Below are 15,430 nucleotides of genomic sequence, written 5' to 3'. Positions count from 1 at the left end.
GGTGCTCCTATCAGCGTTCGGGGCCGCCGGGATTGCAGTTCGCCGACACCGTGGCCTGATAGCCGACGTCGGGGCGCCACGGTTCGAGATTCCAGCTCGGTTTGTCGGGTGCCACCATCCTGGCCCACACCCAGTGGCAAAGGAACTGGTCACGCATGCCCGGCGCGTCGGCGTCGGCGTCGAGGGCGCGGACCTCCTGCCAGGCCAGCTCGTCGGTGCCGGGTGCGGCGGTTTTTCGCCCGGCCTGGGTGGGGAAGACGAGTAGGCGGGGGCCGTCGACGTTCTCGGTCCACGTCACGTGATCGATGAGCGGTAGACCCGCGTACGGATCGACCGGGGTTGTCCGGGGTGCGATGGTGGCGGGCACGCGCGTGGTGGTCGTTGTCGTCGTAGGAGGAGCGGTGGTGGGATCCGCGGTGTCGTCTGAGCCGCAACCGGTGAGGACGGCCGCCGCGGCGAGCGCGAGCCCGAATTGCCACCGTGCCAACGTTCGCCCTCTCTGTCACCGCGGGTCCGCGTGCGCCCGCCTCGCCAGCCTAGTGTGCTCGGCGGTGCGGCGCCGCGACCGTCAGTGCCACAGGGATCGACACGGCAGTCGGCGCAGGCCGGGGCCGACCTGTCCGTCGACGGTCACCAGCAGGCCGGAATGCACGGCCGCCGAGGTGAATTCCCATGCCTCGGCTTGAGTCGCCGCGTATTCCAGGACCAGTGCGTCCTCGGGCGTCGGGCCGTCGAAGTAGACCGTGATCCGCCGGGTCGGTATCTCGTTCGGGTCGATGCGGTGGAGGGTGGCGGCGATGTTCTCGTCGGTGGGAATCATGGCGTGCTCCTTTCGCCCCGGCACTGGTGAGCGCCTTCCTACTCGACGGTAGGTCTTGCACCATCGAGCGGAACACGTTCCGATTTCGCTTGGAGATCTCACAATCGGACTGTCGCCGTGGCGGTGCGTCCGCATATCGGAGCTCCCTGCTCCCGGTCACAACTTCGGATGGGCGAGGTTGTGAGCTCCGCCGATGTTCGGTGTGACCCGTCGACGAGGAGCCACGGTACCGGCGATGATCGCTCACGACAGCAGCGACACGGGAGGGACAGCCGCATGATCTGGGTTGCCGCGGCACGACATACTCGGCCGCGACGAACACTATTGGCCTGCCTGGCGGCAGCGGCGGTTCTCGCCGTCGGTTCCGCCGGGGCGGGACACGCAACACCGCTGTACCCGACTGCCGATTCCGACCCCTTCTACAGCCAGCCGGCCGATATCGCCGAGAGCAAGCCCGGCGATGTCCTCGGCGTGCGGGCGATGCCCCCACTGGCGATGTTCCCCGACACCACGATCACCCTGATCCAGTTCCGCTCCACCAATTCCGCGGGCGAGCCGATCGCCGCGACGACCACGGTGCTGCAGCCGAACAACCATCGCCCCGACGCCCCCGTGCTGTCCTATCAGCACATCATCAACGGTCTCGGCACGCGCTGCTCGGTGTCGAAGGTTCTCTACACCGACGACCCGGACCTGATGGTGCGCGAGGCGGTGGCCTGGAACTACGCGCTCAAACGCGGATGGACGATGGCCGTGCCCGACCACCTCGGGCCCAATTTCGCCTATGGCGCAGCCAAATTGGGCGGTCAGGTGACCCTCGACGGCATTCGCGCGGTGCGCCAGGTGGAGCAGTTGCGCGTGGCGGGCAGCCGGGTCGCGATGGCCGGGTACTCCGGTGGCGGCATGGCGACGGCGTGGGCGGCGGCACTGCAGCCCGAGTACGCGCCCGAATTGGAGATCGCGGGTGCGGCCATGGGTGGGGTGCCGATGAACCTGGTCTCGATGCTGGAGGGCCTCGGCTTCGGATCGCATCCGGTCTTCGGACTCGCGCTGGCCGCGGGGATCGGCCTGGAACGTGAATATCCGCAACGGTTTCCGATCAGCGAGCAGATGAACGCCAGCGGCCTCGCCGCCCGTGCTTCGATCCGCGACGCCTGCACCAACGACATTCTCGGCGCCGGCGCGGGCCGCGGCATCCTCGACTTCGCGGCCACGACCTCGCTGGTGGAGGATCCCGAAGCGCGCGCGGTGGTGGAGGAGAACAGCCTCGAGCTGTATCCCGGTGCGCCGACAATGCCTGTCTTCGAATGGCATTCGCCGATCGACGGACTCATCCCGGTCGAGGCGATCGACTCCACCATGGATCGGTGGTGTGCTGCGGGCGCGAAGGTCGTCAGCCAGCAGACACCGACCCCGGACCACCTGACCGCAGCTGTGCTCGGACTGCCTTCCGCGCTGAGTTGGCTCGAAGCCCGGCTGCAGGGGGAACCGGCACCCAGCACCTGCTGAGTTCGGTTCGTTCGACCCGGATCCGCACCCCCCGAGGCGGATCCGGGTCGAATCATGTCGGCACAGGCGATTCTTGTTGCGATACAGCAGCATTGCGCACACGACTCGAGCACAACGCCGAAGTTCTTTCACCGCTGCCCGTAGCGTGAAGGATCTGACGACGGCGCGGTGGGGGAGTTTCGGCGGGGGTCGGAGCACCGCATAGTGGCACGTCATCGACGAATCCGTTGCCACCCGAGGATGTGTGTGCCATGAGATCTGTTCGAGTACTCGTCTGTTCGATCCTGTTGCTGTTCCCGTTCGCGGCAGGCACCGCCGCCGCCGATCCGCCGCCGACCCAGGAATTTCCGGTCCCACAGCTGGGGACTCCCGGCTTCCTGCCCGATCTGCAGCGCTGGATCGACCAGGTGATTCCGTCGCCGATCCAGCCGAACGCCACCGATCCGGCCGCGGAACTCGCGGCACTGCACGCGGCGGTGCTCCCGTCGGCAGTCGGCGATCCGATCTTCGACGAGTGGCCCGCAGGCCTCGAGGGACTGTCGCCCGGTGACCTGATCGAAACCCGTGACATCACCGCGACCGCGGCCTGGCTCACCCTGGTGCCCATCCGCTCGGCGACCCTGCTGAAATTCCGCACCGACGATTCGCAGGGCAGACCGTCCTACTCCACCGCGACCCTCATCGTGCCCGCCACCGACTGGACCGGCCCCGGTGATCGTCCCGTGCTGGTGAACAACCTGCCCATCGACGCGCTCGGTCGCAAGTGCACGCCGGGTTACTCACTGGCACACGGGCTTTCGTCGCAATCCAGCGCCACCGAGTTCATCCCACCGACCACCCAGCTGGCGGTGTTGCGCGGGTACGCGGTGTTGGTGCCCGACCACCAGGGCCCGTGGATGGCCTATGCCGAACCGTATGTCGCCGGGCACGGGATCCTCGACGCGATCCGGGCGGTGCGCGGCCTCGACCCGGTCACCTACGGCGCGAGCCGCTTCGCGATGACCGGCTATTCCGGCGGCGCCATCGCCACCAACGGCGCGGCCAAGCTGATCGATTCCTATGCACCCGAACTGGCCGAGGTGATCGTCGGCGCGGCACTCGGCGGTGTCCCCGCCGATTTCGAAATGCTCTCTCGGACCATGAATGCCAACCTGGCCTCCGGAGTTTTTATGGCCGCGACCTTCGCGATCGGCCGGGAACGGCCCGAAATCCTCGCCGCGATGAACAATCTCGGGCGTTGGGTCACGACCTCGGTGATGAAAGATACGTGTCTGAGCATCTTCGCGATTCCGGGGATTCTGCATCTGCCCATCGATGTGGGCGCCAATATCGCCGACCCGCTGCGTTCGGAACTGGCCACCGACATCTACGAGGCCACCCGGATGCAGGGCATGCGCTCGGCCACTCCGCTCTATATCTACAACGGTGACCAGGAGTGGTGGATTCCCGCTGAAGGCGCGCGCAATCTGTACGCCGAGCAGTGCGAACTCGGTGCGACCGCGGTGTATCGGGGCGTACTTGGCGAACACCTCATCGGCGCGGCGACCGGTTACCCGGAGGCGATGCTGTGGCTCGACGAGCGGTTGCTCGGAATCCCCGCGCGCGGAGAATGCTGAACATTTTCCTGTGCGCTGTCATGGCAGTTTTCGAACAGGTGTGGTGACCTGCCCAGACCGGGCGTGACAATCGTCTCGTAATGAATTCCTCGGCTTATGTTTTGGGCGGTTTCGACAAGCCATTCGTTCTCCCGGCAGGAAAGGGCGACGAATATTCGAATCGCACAGGAAGACAAGTCAACACATGAATTCTCCCAGTCGCAGGCGCACGCTGCACACGGCGGTAGTCGCCGGAGTCGGCGCTCTCTCCATGGTGCTCACCGGGCCGGGGGCGAGCGCGGCTCCCACCGCGGCGCCGACCGAGCAGGATCTCGCCGCCATCATCTCCGAAGGCCGCCAGGTCGCCGGGACCGGTTCGGCGTGCGACTCCGGCAGTGGTGCCGGATCCGGTAACGGGTCCGGCGACTGCTACGGCGGTTCGGGTTCCAGCTCGGGTTCCTCGGGCGGCTACTCCTCCGACCCCGGTGGCTACGGGCCCGCGGCGACCTCGTTCCTCGCCGCGTTCGGTTACGGCCTGCTCAACCCGGACGCGGGTGCCCCCGGCACCAACGACTGGAACTGCAAGCCCACCGAGGCGCACCCCCGCCCGGTCGTGTTGTTGCACGGCACCTGGATGAACGCCTACAACGGCTACGCCTACATGGGTCAGCCGATCAAGGACGCCGGCTACTGCACCTTCACGTTCAACTACGGCCGTTCCAGCATGGTCGAAGGTGGCGGGCTCGGTGCGTTCCTGCCCGGTGTGATGGGTACCGGCTACATCCAGGACTCGGCCAAGCAGACCGCGGCGTTCGTCGACCGTGTTCTCGCGGCCACCGGCGCCGACGAGGTCGACATCATCGCCCACTCGCAGGGTGGGTCGATGGCGAACCATTACACCAAGTTCGAAGGCGGTGCTGCCAAGGTCAAGAACCTTGTCACCTACGGCGCGACCCACCACGGCACCAGCCTCGACGGCATCGGCGCTCTGGGTCGCATGATCAACAACCTGGGTATCGACATCCTGGGTCTGATCGAGATCTTCGTCGGGCACGCCGGCATCCAGCAGACCATCGGCTCGGATTTCGTCAACAACCTCAACGCCAACGGTGACACCATCGCCGGCGTCGACTACACCGTTGTCGGTACCCGGTACGACGAAGTGACCAACCCTTACGACCTGACCTTCCTGAAGGCAGGCCCCGGCGCGACCGTCAACAACATCACCCTGCAGGACGGTTGCGAGCAGGACATCTCCGATCACCTGACGATGATGTACTCGCCGCGTGCGCTGTCGATCGCTCTGCGGGCGCTCGACCCGGTGCAGAACCCGCAGTTGGCCTGCGCGTTCAACCCGTGGCTCGTCGGTGGCGGCGGCTCACTCTGACCCGCTGACCACGAAAGAAGGCGCTGTCCACAGTGTGGACAGCGCCTTCTTTGTGTCTGCGGTCAGGCCGCGGGAACCGAACGGTAGCTGCGCGCGACGAGCGCCGAACGCAGGTACCACAGCCCCGACGGCTGGGTGGGATCGAAGCCGGTGAGCTGGCCGATCCGCTTGAGCCGGTAGTCGACGGTGTTGGTGTGCACGTGCAGCACGCGCGCGGTGCGCTGGCGGTTGAGGTTGTTGGCGATGTGGCGCTGCAGGGTTTCGAGCAGCTCGGGGTACTGATCCAGCGGATCCAGCAGCGAGCCGAGGAATTCGCGGCCGGGGCCGGGGCGGGTCAGCTGGTATTCCAGGGCGAGCTCGTCGAACCGGTACAGACCCGAGGTGACCTCGAGTCGCTGCACCATATCGAGGAGTTCGTGGGCCTGGTCGGCGGCGTCGGGCACCCCGGTGGTGGACGTTTCGACCATCGCGGCGGTGATGCCGACTTGCGCGGCCTGCGACAGCTGCGCGACCAGGGCGACCAGCCCTTCCTTGTCGAAGGCGTCGGCGGGGATCAGCACGGTGCCGCCGTCCACGCTGAGCAGCGACAGCGCCGAGTCGCCGCAGCGTTTGGCCAGTTCGGCCTGCACTCGGCGCAACTTGCGGCGGGCGACGACCTTCGAATCCAGCGCCGGGTTGGCTTCCTCGCGGTGCTGCGGGATCGCCAGGGCGAAGACCGCGTAGGTCTCGGCGATGGTGATGCCGCATTCGCGGGCCATCGTCGAGGTGCTGTGGCCACCCAGCAGGGCGGAGGTGAGGGTGTGGACCGCGGTGTGGTGTTCGCTCACAACGCCGCGCAGCTCGCGCACATAGGCCATCGAGATCTGGGCGGTGATGGTGTCGAGCAGTTCCATCACGACCTTCACACCGCCGACGAGGCTGTCGAAGTCGTTGCCCGACGCGCTCGAGATCACCAGGTCCAGGCCCATTTTGAAGCCCTCGGCGATGGAGTGGTGGATCGTGTCGATCGGCACGCCTTCACGGGCCCACGCACTGGCCGCGTCCTGTAGGCGCTGCAGCTGGCTGGGGACGTCACGCCCGTCGAGCATGCCGACCGCGAATTCCAGGCAGATCCGGGTGATCGTGGTGACGTCGCCGGAGATGGCGTCGCCCGGCAGCGTGCCGCAGGGGGCGACGTTGGCGACGAAATGGCCGACCATCTGCCGAGACAGTGCGCGAACGTCTTTGAGTGGCAACGACATCGGTTTGCCCGAGACGGTCAACGACGGTCGGGGTGGATTATGGACGGACATCTGTGTTCCCTTCGCCAATTTTCGGCTGTACCCCCCGCTGTCCAGCGAACCTCACCCTAACGAACTACAAAGGAAACCGGAATGGATTGTCAGGTTCTGGGTACGCCGCGCACCGGCACGGGCTCCGGTAGTGACAGATCACAAGTCTGGTTCTTCGCTATCAGTGGTTGTAGAGTTCAGCGCCATGCGACCTCCCGTCCGTTGTCTGGTCTGGGAACTGGACGAGACCCTGTGGGAGGGTGTCGTCCACGACGAGACCGGCACCACGCTGCGCCCACCCGCACTGCGCACGCTGACCACACTGAGCGAGCGCGGTGTGCTGCACGCCGTCGCCGCACGCGGTGACCGAGCCAGAACCATGCGCACCCTCTATCGCCACGGCGTCTACGAGATGTTCTCCGCCGTCGAGGTCGGCTGGGGCCGCAAGTCCGCCTCGCTCGTCCGCATCGCGGGCACCCTCGGCCTCGGCCTGGACGCCCTCGCCTTCCTCGACGCCGAGCCGGTCGAACGGGCCGAGGTCGCCCGCGCACTGCCGATGGTCCGGTGCTACGCCGCCCGCAATGTCGACATGCTCCCGCTACTCCCGGACTTCCGCCACGACCTCACCTCCGGCCGAGCCCCCACCCCACCCCTCGGCTTCGCCCGCGTCCCCGCCCTCTGACCAGTACCAACGCGCCGATCCGGCTCGCCGACGAGGCGAATGCGCACTGTCCGCACATGTGCATCGAATGCCACAATGGCCGGAATCGGGTCATTACGTCGACGGCAGTAGCGACAGCGTGAGCGCACCCAACCGTTCCGGCGAGGCCACGACGTCGTAAGCCACGATCCGCCCCTCGTGCACAACGAACGTCACGGCGAACACCGGCCCGCTCGCTCCCGCCACCACCAGACCCGGTCGGCCGTCGACGAGTACCAGCACCGCATCCCGCGACCGCCGCCGCAGCGCGAGCGCGCCCTCGGCGACCGCGCGGGCTCCCCGCACGACCAGGGCCATCCCCGGCGAGAGTGCCGCCGGATCGGCCGTGCGCACCACCTCCGGCGCGAGCACCGCCAGCAGTCCGCCCAGATCGCCCACACGAGCAGCCCGCACAAAGGCCGTCACCGCAGCCTGATGCGCGGTCAGCTCGCTCGGTTCGATCCGGGCGGGCGCGTGCACTCGAAGCCGCGCGCGACTGGCGAGCTTCTTGGTCGTCGCGGGTGTGCGCCCCAGCATCGGCGCGATGTCGGCGAACGGCACGGCGAACAGATCGTGCAGCACGAACGCGACCCGTTCCTCGGGACCGAGTGTGCCGAGGACGACGAGCAGTGCCCGCCCTACGGAATCCGCTCGCAGCGCTTCGGCTTCGGGATCCACCCCGTCCCCGGTCGCCGCCTGCGCGGGAGTATCCGCAGACGCGACCTCGGCGCGACGGGTGCGGGCGCGCAGCATATCGAGGCAGATCCGCGACACCACCGTGGTGAGCCAGCCATCCAGATCGGCGATCTCGGTCTCGGTTCCGGCCAGCCGTATCCAGGCCTCCTGCACCGCGTCCTCGGCGTCGGCCGTCGAACCCACCATCCGGTAGGCGATGCCGCGCAGCCGATCGCGCCGCTGTTCGAACGCGCGCGCTGCGGCTTCGGGCCGATTTGCGCGCATCGGTCACCTTTCGCTCATGCCGGTCGTCCTTGGAGTGAACGGCACTCGCCGTCCGGCGGCTTCCACGATGTCAGAGGCGCCGATCACTCGGAACCGGAGGACCTGATCCCGATGCACACCACTTATCTCATCGTCACCGTGCTCGCCGCGGCAGCAGCGCTGGCGGCCGCGCTGATCGATGTCGTTCGTGCCGATTGGGTGCGCGAGAACATGCGCCAGTACGGCATCGCGCCCTGGACGCTCCCCCCGTTGGCCCTGATCAAGGCGGCGGGTGGGCTCGGTCTGCTCGTCGGCCTGGCCTATCGGCCGCTGGCGGTCGCCGCCGCTGCGGGGCTGGTGCTGTATTTCCTTGCCGCCGAATTCACGGTGCTGCGGGCGCGCCGGTACGGGGATCTGGGCTACCCGCTGCCCTATCTGCTGATCGCGGCAGCTTCGCTGGGTCTCGCGGCAGCGTGAAAAATGCTGGTGGCGCACCGTTTCCGGTGCGCCACCAGCGATCAGATCAGGCCTCGGACAGGATGAAGTCCGCTGCCTGTTCGCCGATGAAGATGGCGGGGGCGTTGGTGTGGCCGCGGATGATCAGCGGCATCACCGAGGCGTCGGCGACGCGCAGACCCTGGACGCCGCGCACCTTCAGATCGGGGGTGACGACGCTGGCGGCGTCGGTGCCCATCCGGCAGGTGCCGACCGGGTGGTAGAGGGTGTGCGAGAACTGTTCGATGGTCAGCGCGATGGCGGCCTCGAGATCCTCGGGTGCCTCGGGCGGGTAGATCAGCGCGCCGAGTGCGCTCTTGAGCGCGGGCTGCCCCGCGAGCCCGGCACACAGCCGCAGCCCGGCGGTCAACGCGGCCCGGTCGGCACCGTCGGCATCGGACAGATACCGCGGATCGATCACCGGCTTGGCGGCCGGATCGGCCGAGGCGAGACTGATCTTGCCGCGACTGCGCGGGCGAAGCAGAATCGCCCCGAGCACCACACCGTGCTCGGTGGCTTCGACCAGACCCTCGTGGTAGAACGGCGCGGGCGCGTAGATCAGTTCCAGATCGGGGTGCTCGAGCTCGGGCTCGCTGCGCACGAAACCGTACGCCTCACCGACATTGGAGGTGAGCATGCCGCGATGCCGAACCAGGTAGTTGATCAGCTCGAGTGGCTTCTCCGCGTCGAACAGCGAGTCGCCGTCCACGCTGTAGCCGAGCGCCGAGATCAGATGGTCCTGCAGGTTGGCGCCGACCTCGGGGGAGTGGGCGACCACCTCGATGCCGTGTTCATTGAGGTCGTCCTGATCGCCGATGCCCGAAAGCTGCAGCAGCTGAGGACTGTTCACCGCGCCACCGCACAGGATGACCTCGCGCTTGGCGCTCACCGTGCGGGTTTCGTCGCCACTGTGGTACTCGACACCGGTGGCCTTGGTGCCCTCGAACAGCACGCGGGTGGCGAGCGAGGAAGCCAGCACCGTCAGGTTCGGCCGCTTCATCGCCGGGCGCAGGTACCCGTCGGCGGTGCTCCAGCGCCTGCCGTCCCGCTGGGTCACCATGGTCTGCGTAAAGCCCTCGGGCGCAGGCCGATTCGCCGATTCCAGCTCGTGACCGGCCTGGCGGGCGGCCTCGAGGAACGCGTGCGTCGACGCGCGCGGACTGCGCTGACGCTGCACGTGCTGCGGACCTTTGGAGCCTTCGTCGGGAAACTGCGCGTCCTGGACGTTCTCGATCTTGCGGAACTGCTCCACCGCGGCGGCGAAGTTCCACTTCTCACCCGCCAGCAGCCCCCATTCCTCGTAGTCGGCGCGGAACCCACGCACCCACATCATCGCGTTCATCGACGACGAGCCACCGAAGGTCTTGCCGCGCGGCCAGTAGATCTGCCGGTCGCCGAGCTCGGCCTGCGGCTCGGTCAGATAGTCCCAGTCACGCTCGCTGCGAAACAGTTTCGAGAACGCGGCCGGAATATGGGCGAACTTTTCGTCGTCGGCCGGGCCGGCTTCCAGCAGCACGACCGTGGTGCCCGGGTCGGCACTGAGCCGATTCGCGAGCACCGCCCCCGCGGATCCGGAGCCGACGATCACGTAATCCGCGGACGTCCCACCTGCTTGCACTGTCCAACTCCGATCTGCACTGCGTCTGTCGTTCGGCGCGCCTGCCCACGGGTGTGAAAAGCCCGTGGGCGCAGCCGGACTCGTCGTCGGGCGTGGCGCTGCAAGCAGAGTACTGACAGAGTGCGCCCGGTGGGTCCCGCGCGGCTCAGCCCGCGGCGGCGGCCTTCCCGGCGCGACGACCATAGAAGCTGCCGTCACCGAGCGAGGCCCCGCTGACATACCCGTACGCGCACAGCCCCGACGTGCAGCGACCCGCCGCGAACAGCCCGGCGATCGGCTCACCGCTCACGTGCAGCACCCGCGAATCCAGGTCGGTGTGCAGCCCGCCGAGGGTGAATCCGGCGGTGAATCCACGCAGGTCGAAGCAGGCGAGCGCCCCGGTGAGCGGTCGCACCCACTCGGGTTTCTTACCGAGCAGCGGGTCGGTGCCGTGCGCGGCGTGCTGGTTGTAGGTGGCGACAGTGGTCTGCAATGTCTGTGCGGGCAACCCCATTTCGGCCTCGAGCTCGGCGACCGTCTCGGCGACCCACTTCGGCTGGAACCGGAAGAACGGGGTGGCGCTCTCGGTTGCCAGGGCCTCCTTGAGGGAGGTTTCGTCGATGATCAGGAAGGCCTGATTGTCGTTCTGCAGCAGTGTCGCCTGTCCGATCCGGCCGGGGTAGGTGTCCTCGGTGACGTAGCGCTGGCCGCGTCCGTTGACGAGGATGCCGCGCGCCATCATCTGCGGATCGCCGAAGATGGCCACCTCGCTGGCATCCATATGCGCGAGCTCGGCGCCGAGTGCCTGAGCCAGCCGGATGCCGATCCCGTCGTGTTCCTCGATCGCCGCGCCCGGCCTGCCGCTCAGCCGCGGGGTGTAGCGGTCGATCATCTCGGTGTCGTAGGCGAAACTGCCCGTCGCCAGCACGACGCCGCGCGCGGCCCGCACGTAAACCGGCTTGCCGTAGGTGGTCGCCAGCACGCCGACCACCCGGTCCTCCTCGTCGACGACGAGCCGTCGGATGCGGGTGTCGTATTCGACGTCGACGCCGAGTTCGGCGACGGTGTCCGCGAGGGGTTTCATCAGCATGTACCCGCCGCTGCGCTCACCGATCTACTTACTCGCCAACTCCGGAACATGGCCGCGCGGGGCGGGTTCGGCGATGTCGAGGAACGGCGCGGCATTCTCCCCACCGGAATACATCAGGCCCTCGTCGTGTGGGGGCTCCCAGCCGGGCTCACCCCAGAACGATTCCTTGAACGGCACACCGCAGTCGACGAGCCAGTTGTAATGCTCGACGCTGCCCGCGCAGTAGTCGTCGATCTTCGCCTGGTCGACCCCGGGCCCGAGCGCCGCGGTGAGAAAGGCCGCCATGTTCTCCGGGGTGTCGTCGAAACCGAGCGCCTTCTGCAACGGTGTGCCCCCGCCGAGATAGACGAACCCGCCCGCCAGCGCCGCCGCCCCACCCCAGCCGCCGGTCCGTTCCAGGATGAGCACCTTCGCACCGGCCCGCGCGGCTTCGATCGACGCGCACACGCCGGCGATGCCGAATCCGGCCACCACGACATCGGCCTCGAAATCCCAGTGCATCACCTCGCTCGCGCGCAGCGGGCGGACGGTGTCGATCCGATGGGGCAGTTCGCTCACAGTGTTCCTCCGGTGCTCGGGCGTCGTCGCCACTACTGGAATGGTGCCGTCAACCGCGCCACAAAACAAGAACGTGTTACAGATTCTTCCGTCAGGCGGGACGCTGGCTGCCTCCGGTACGGTGGCGGGCGACAGCGACATCGACGAGATCTGGTGGTGATGTGATGAGCGCGAACATCCGAGACATTGCGGTGCAAACCCTGGCGGGCGAGGACACCACGCTGGGCGAACTGGCGGGTGAGCGGGCGGTGCTGCTGGTCAACGTGGCGTCCAAGTGCGGCCTGACCCCGCAGTACGGCGCCCTCGTGGAACTGCAGAAGACCTACGGCGAGCGCGGTTTCACCGTGATCGGCTTCCCGAGCAACCAGTTCATGGGCCAGGAGCCGGGCAGCGCCGAGGAGATCCAGGAATTCTGCTCGGTCACCTACGGCGTCGACTTCCCGCTACTCGCCAAGGCCGATGTCAACGGCGACGGCCGGCACCCGCTCTACGCCGCGCTGGTCGAGACCGCCGATGCCGACGGCGCGGCGGGCGATGTGCAGTGGAACTTCGAGAAGTTCCTCGTCGGTCGCGACGGCACGGTCGCGGGCCGGTTCCGCCCGCGCACCACCCCCGACGCCGCCGAGGTCGTGCAGGCGATCGAAGCTCAGCTCTGAGAGTTCGCCAGCAGCGCGTACTGTGCCGCCGCCTGCTGGCGAACCCCCGCCGGTTCGGCGCCGCTGACGAAGGCGCCGTAGCGGCGGTAGCTGACATAACACCGGGTCAGGGCAGGTGCACTGCCCGCCCGACGTTCCGCGCATCGCGCCTGCGGCACATCTTCCGGCGCTGCGACGGGATGCGCGGCGGCGCTGAGCGTGTCCTGCCAGGTACTGCCGAAATCAGTAGCCGCGGCTTCGTCGCGGAACCGGAACAGCGTGGTGCTGTAGGAATGCGCGACGCCGTCCACCCCGCCGCGATCCCATGCCGCGCCGAGCTCGGCAGGTTCGGCGGGGCGAAAGTGCAGGCTCGCGCGCCCCGGCCACGGGGCGAACTCGCGTGAGGAGATGGCGATCTGCTGATTGGCCGGGCCGGGAATCAAGGTGCGGCGCAACAGATCATCGGGGTCGCGGGGGAGTTCTGCGATCTGGTCGGGTGCGGTCGGCGTGAACCCGTCGAGCAGCGGAATCTGGGCGTCGAGGACCGCCGCGACGCGCTTGGCGAGAGCGTCGATATCGGGGGAGGGATGCTGCAGGAACATGCTCACCACGATCTCCCCGTGGGCGAAGGTCGCGCCGATCGTCTTGATGCCAGGTCGCCAATGTGCGTGTGCGGCAGGGTAACCGGGAATCGCCACCGGCTGGTTGTCCGGGCTCACCCCGAAATCGGTTGCCTCGAGCTCGCGCGCCGCCTCTTTCGCGGTCGCGGCGCCGGGGAACCTCAACAGCACGATCCTGGTGATCCGCGCATCGGTCTCGATCGCCGGCTTCGCCTTGTCGAACGCCTGACTACCCTCGGCGATATCGAAGCCGACGATCATCCGGTGTCGTTCCAGCACAGGCAAATTGACATTCGAGATGGCCGAGACCTCCGACGTTCGCCGCGGCGTGTCCAAGACATCGGTACCCCAGTTGTAGGTCAGCGCCGGATCGATCTCGTGCGGAAAAACCACCACCCCCGCCATCCGCAAACCTTCCAGAATCGGCCCGTCCGTTGGCTTTCGCCCCGCGTCGATATCGGCGGGCGCGGTCGTGTAACTGCCCACGTCGAGGGACCGAACGTCGATCTCACCGGGTAGCGCGGCACCCTCGACGGTGCCGCAGCCGACGAGCAGAACCGCCAACGCGCCGAGTGCGAGGCGCGCGGTCACAGGGGTGCGGTACTCAACCATTGGTCGATCATCTCCTGATGAGTGTGGCCCTTCCAGTACACCTGGAGCAGCACAGTCGAATACGGTGCGGCATCGAACCGCACCAGCAGCCAAGGTCCGGTGGAGCCGTTGAAACTGTGCACGATCAGCGGCCTGCCGTAGCGCGACCGCAGCTGCTGGGTCGGCCCGGCGGGCAAGGTCGCGACGAACCGATCGACGGTCTCGGCGTCGGAGTGCGCGAGCAGCTGTAGTTGCAGTCCCTCGCGATCGGTGCAGTCGAAACCGGTGTCCCACACCGCATCCGCGTTCTTCGTCGCGAAACTGCACCGGAACCCCCGATATCCTTCGCTGTCGGGATTCGCGGGCAACAGGTCGGGGAACATGGCGATGGTCGGCCGCGCTGCCGCCCAGGCGTCGACCGTGGTGGTCGGCGTGCCGGTCGTTGTCGTCGGAACCGCACCGTTGTCGCCTGATCCCCGGTTCACGAGCACGGCAGTCGCGATCGCCAGCACGAGCACCAGCCCGCCGACGCCCACTGTCCACCACACTGCCTTACCGCGACGCGTGGTCCCGTCCGGTTGCGCCCGACTCTCGACACCGAGCGCACGCTCATCCGGAGCGCCGATTCCCGGTGCGGCCCAAGCCGATCCGCTCGGCCCCGCGTCTTGCGGACGCGGACTGCCCTGAGTGCCGGGCAACGGCTGAGCTGGGCCACCGGTGAACAGCGTTGCCCCACTGCCCGACTCGGTGAACGGTCGCGTCGGAGCGATTCCGCTCGTCAGCGCTGTAGTGGCCGCCGCCACCATCTCCGAGCAGTTGGCGAACCGGTGCCCGGGATCCTTGGCCAACGCCCGCTCGAACACCGGGTCGGCCGCGGCCAGACCGGGCACCACCGTGCTGATCCGCGGCACCGGTTGCATCAGATGCGCAGCCACCAACGCGCCCGCACTGGTAGCGGTAAACGGCGGACACCCCGCCAACAGGTGAAAAAGCGTGCACGCCAACGAATACTGATCCGAACGCGGACTCGCACCGCGCCCGTCGAGCTGCTCGGGCGCCGCGTACCGCAGTGTCGCCACCAGCGACCCGGTCTCGGTCAGCGCCGTGCCCTCGTCGACCGCCTTGGCAATACCGAAATCGGTGAGCAGCACCCGCTGACCCCCGCCGATCGCGCTCTCGCTGAGCAGAATATTGGCCGGTTTGACGTCGCGATGCAGCAACCCGGCCGCGTGCGCGTAATCGAGCGCATCCGCCGTCGACCGCGCGATATGCAACGCCCGCTCCGGCGCCAAAGCCCCCGCCCGCACCGCCGATTCCGCATCGGAGCCCGCGACATACTGCATCGCGATCCACAGCCGACCGTCCTCGCTGCCCCGATCGTGGATCGCCACGATATTGGGATGGTCCAGCCGCCCCGCCAGGTCGGCCTCCCGCTCGAACCGCCCACGGAACACCGGATCCGCCGAGTAGGAGGAATGCAGCAACTTCACCGCGACCAATCGCGGCAACCTCGGATGCCGGGCGGCGAACACACTGCCCATCCCGCCCGACCCGAGCACCCGCTCGATGCGATAACCGGCGAAGATGTCACCGGCCCTGAGCTCGTGCATGGTGCCACGCTAG

The 15,430-nt window shown here is 67.7% G+C and carries 13 protein-coding genes and 1 pseudogene; 6 read left to right on the top strand and 8 right to left on the bottom strand.

Annotated features, from left to right (window positions below; all coding sequences use genetic code 11):
• Nucleotides 1–10: 10 nt before the first annotated feature.
• Together ACFWUP_RS00810 and ACFWUP_RS00805 are read right to left on the bottom strand one after the other, a co-directional pair.
• A complete protein-coding gene (locus ACFWUP_RS00810; protein ID WP_379229560.1) occupies nucleotides 11–487 on the bottom strand; it encodes a DUF2599 domain-containing protein in 477 nt (158 codons plus the stop codon).
• Nucleotides 488–568: 81 nt separating this feature from the next.
• Nucleotides 569–820: a hypothetical protein gene (locus ACFWUP_RS00805; RefSeq protein WP_379229559.1), complete on the bottom strand. Its 252-nt coding sequence runs from the start codon at nucleotides 818–820 to the stop codon at nucleotides 569–571.
• Nucleotides 821–1,096: 276 nt separating this feature from the next.
• Between ACFWUP_RS00805 and ACFWUP_RS00800 the strand changes: the two genes are divergently transcribed.
• The 3 genes from ACFWUP_RS00800 to ACFWUP_RS00790 all read left to right on the top strand — a co-directional run bounded on the left by ACFWUP_RS00800 (nucleotide 1,097) and on the right by ACFWUP_RS00790 (nucleotide 5,311).
• Entirely contained in the window at nucleotides 1,097–2,329 is a 1,233-nt protein-coding gene (locus tag ACFWUP_RS00800) for a lipase family protein (RefSeq protein WP_379229558.1), read from the top strand.
• A 251-nt stretch (nucleotides 2,330–2,580) separates the two neighbouring features.
• Nucleotides 2,581–3,945, top strand: coding sequence for a lipase family protein (locus ACFWUP_RS00795; RefSeq protein ID WP_379229557.1), 1,365 nt, complete (start codon nucleotides 2,581–2,583; stop codon nucleotides 3,943–3,945).
• Nucleotides 3,946–4,129: 184 nt separating this feature from the next.
• The gene (locus ACFWUP_RS00790; protein ID WP_379229556.1) at nucleotides 4,130–5,311 is read left to right on the top strand and encodes an esterase/lipase family protein; all 1,182 of its coding nucleotides are present in this window, start codon (nucleotides 4,130–4,132) and stop codon (nucleotides 5,309–5,311) included.
• Between the two features lie 62 nt (nucleotides 5,312–5,373).
• Here ACFWUP_RS00790 and ACFWUP_RS00785 read toward each other — a convergent pair whose 3' ends face one another.
• On the bottom strand, nucleotides 5,374–6,603 hold the full coding sequence (locus ACFWUP_RS00785) for a PucR family transcriptional regulator (protein WP_379229555.1): 1,230 nt from the start codon (nucleotides 6,601–6,603) through the stop codon (nucleotides 5,374–5,376).
• Nucleotides 6,604–6,787: 184 nt separating this feature from the next.
• Here ACFWUP_RS00785 and ACFWUP_RS00780 point away from each other — a divergent pair, with 184 nt between their 5' ends.
• The gene (locus ACFWUP_RS00780; protein ID WP_379229554.1) at nucleotides 6,788–7,264 is read left to right on the top strand and encodes an HAD-IIIC family phosphatase; all 477 of its coding nucleotides are present in this window, start codon (nucleotides 6,788–6,790) and stop codon (nucleotides 7,262–7,264) included.
• 93 nt (nucleotides 7,265–7,357) lie between these two features.
• Here the strand turns inward: ACFWUP_RS00780 and ACFWUP_RS00775 are convergent, their stop codons facing one another.
• The gene (locus ACFWUP_RS00775) at nucleotides 7,358–8,242 is read right to left on the bottom strand and encodes a sigma-70 family RNA polymerase sigma factor (protein ID WP_379229553.1); all 885 of its coding nucleotides are present in this window, start codon (nucleotides 8,240–8,242) and stop codon (nucleotides 7,358–7,360) included.
• Nucleotides 8,243–8,353: 111 nt separating this feature from the next.
• On the opposite strand from ACFWUP_RS00775, the gene ACFWUP_RS00770 reads away from it, so the two are divergent.
• Nucleotides 8,354–8,698: a DoxX family protein gene (locus tag ACFWUP_RS00770; RefSeq protein WP_379229552.1), complete on the top strand. Its 345-nt coding sequence runs from the start codon at nucleotides 8,354–8,356 to the stop codon at nucleotides 8,696–8,698.
• Between the two features lie 46 nt (nucleotides 8,699–8,744).
• Here ACFWUP_RS00770 and ACFWUP_RS00765 read toward each other — a convergent pair whose 3' ends face one another.
• Nucleotides 8,745–10,334 (bottom strand): GMC family oxidoreductase, encoded by a 1,590-nt coding sequence (locus tag ACFWUP_RS00765; protein ID WP_379229551.1) that lies wholly within the window; start codon nucleotides 10,332–10,334, stop codon nucleotides 8,745–8,747.
• A 145-nt stretch (nucleotides 10,335–10,479) separates the two neighbouring features.
• A pseudogene (locus tag ACFWUP_RS00760) lies at nucleotides 10,480–11,904 on the bottom strand (FAD-dependent oxidoreductase).
• Between the two features lie 221 nt (nucleotides 11,905–12,125).
• Here ACFWUP_RS00760 and ACFWUP_RS00755 point away from each other — a divergent pair.
• A complete protein-coding gene (locus tag ACFWUP_RS00755) occupies nucleotides 12,126–12,617 on the top strand; it encodes a glutathione peroxidase (protein WP_379229550.1) in 492 nt (163 codons plus the stop codon).
• Here ACFWUP_RS00755 and ACFWUP_RS00750 read toward each other — a convergent pair.
• A complete protein-coding gene (locus ACFWUP_RS00750; RefSeq protein WP_379229549.1) occupies nucleotides 12,608–13,807 on the bottom strand; it encodes a hypothetical protein in 1,200 nt (399 codons plus the stop codon). The genes ACFWUP_RS00755 and ACFWUP_RS00750 overlap by 10 nt on opposite strands.
• Nucleotides 13,804–15,417 carry a serine/threonine-protein kinase gene (locus tag ACFWUP_RS00745; RefSeq protein WP_379229548.1) on the bottom strand — a complete coding sequence of 538 codons (1,614 nt, stop codon included), beginning with the start codon at nucleotides 15,415–15,417 and terminating at the stop codon, nucleotides 13,804–13,806. Before ACFWUP_RS00745 ends, ACFWUP_RS00750 begins: the two co-directional genes overlap by 4 nt.
• Between the last annotated feature and the right edge of the window lie 13 nt (nucleotides 15,418–15,430).

Source organism: Nocardia sp. NPDC058658 (genome assembly GCF_042716665.1).
In the GTDB taxonomy this organism is placed as follows: Bacteria; Actinomycetota; Actinomycetes; order Mycobacteriales; family Mycobacteriaceae; genus Nocardia.
Note: the sequence above shows the minus strand (reverse complement) of the source record. Positions and strands in the feature narration are given on the sequence as shown.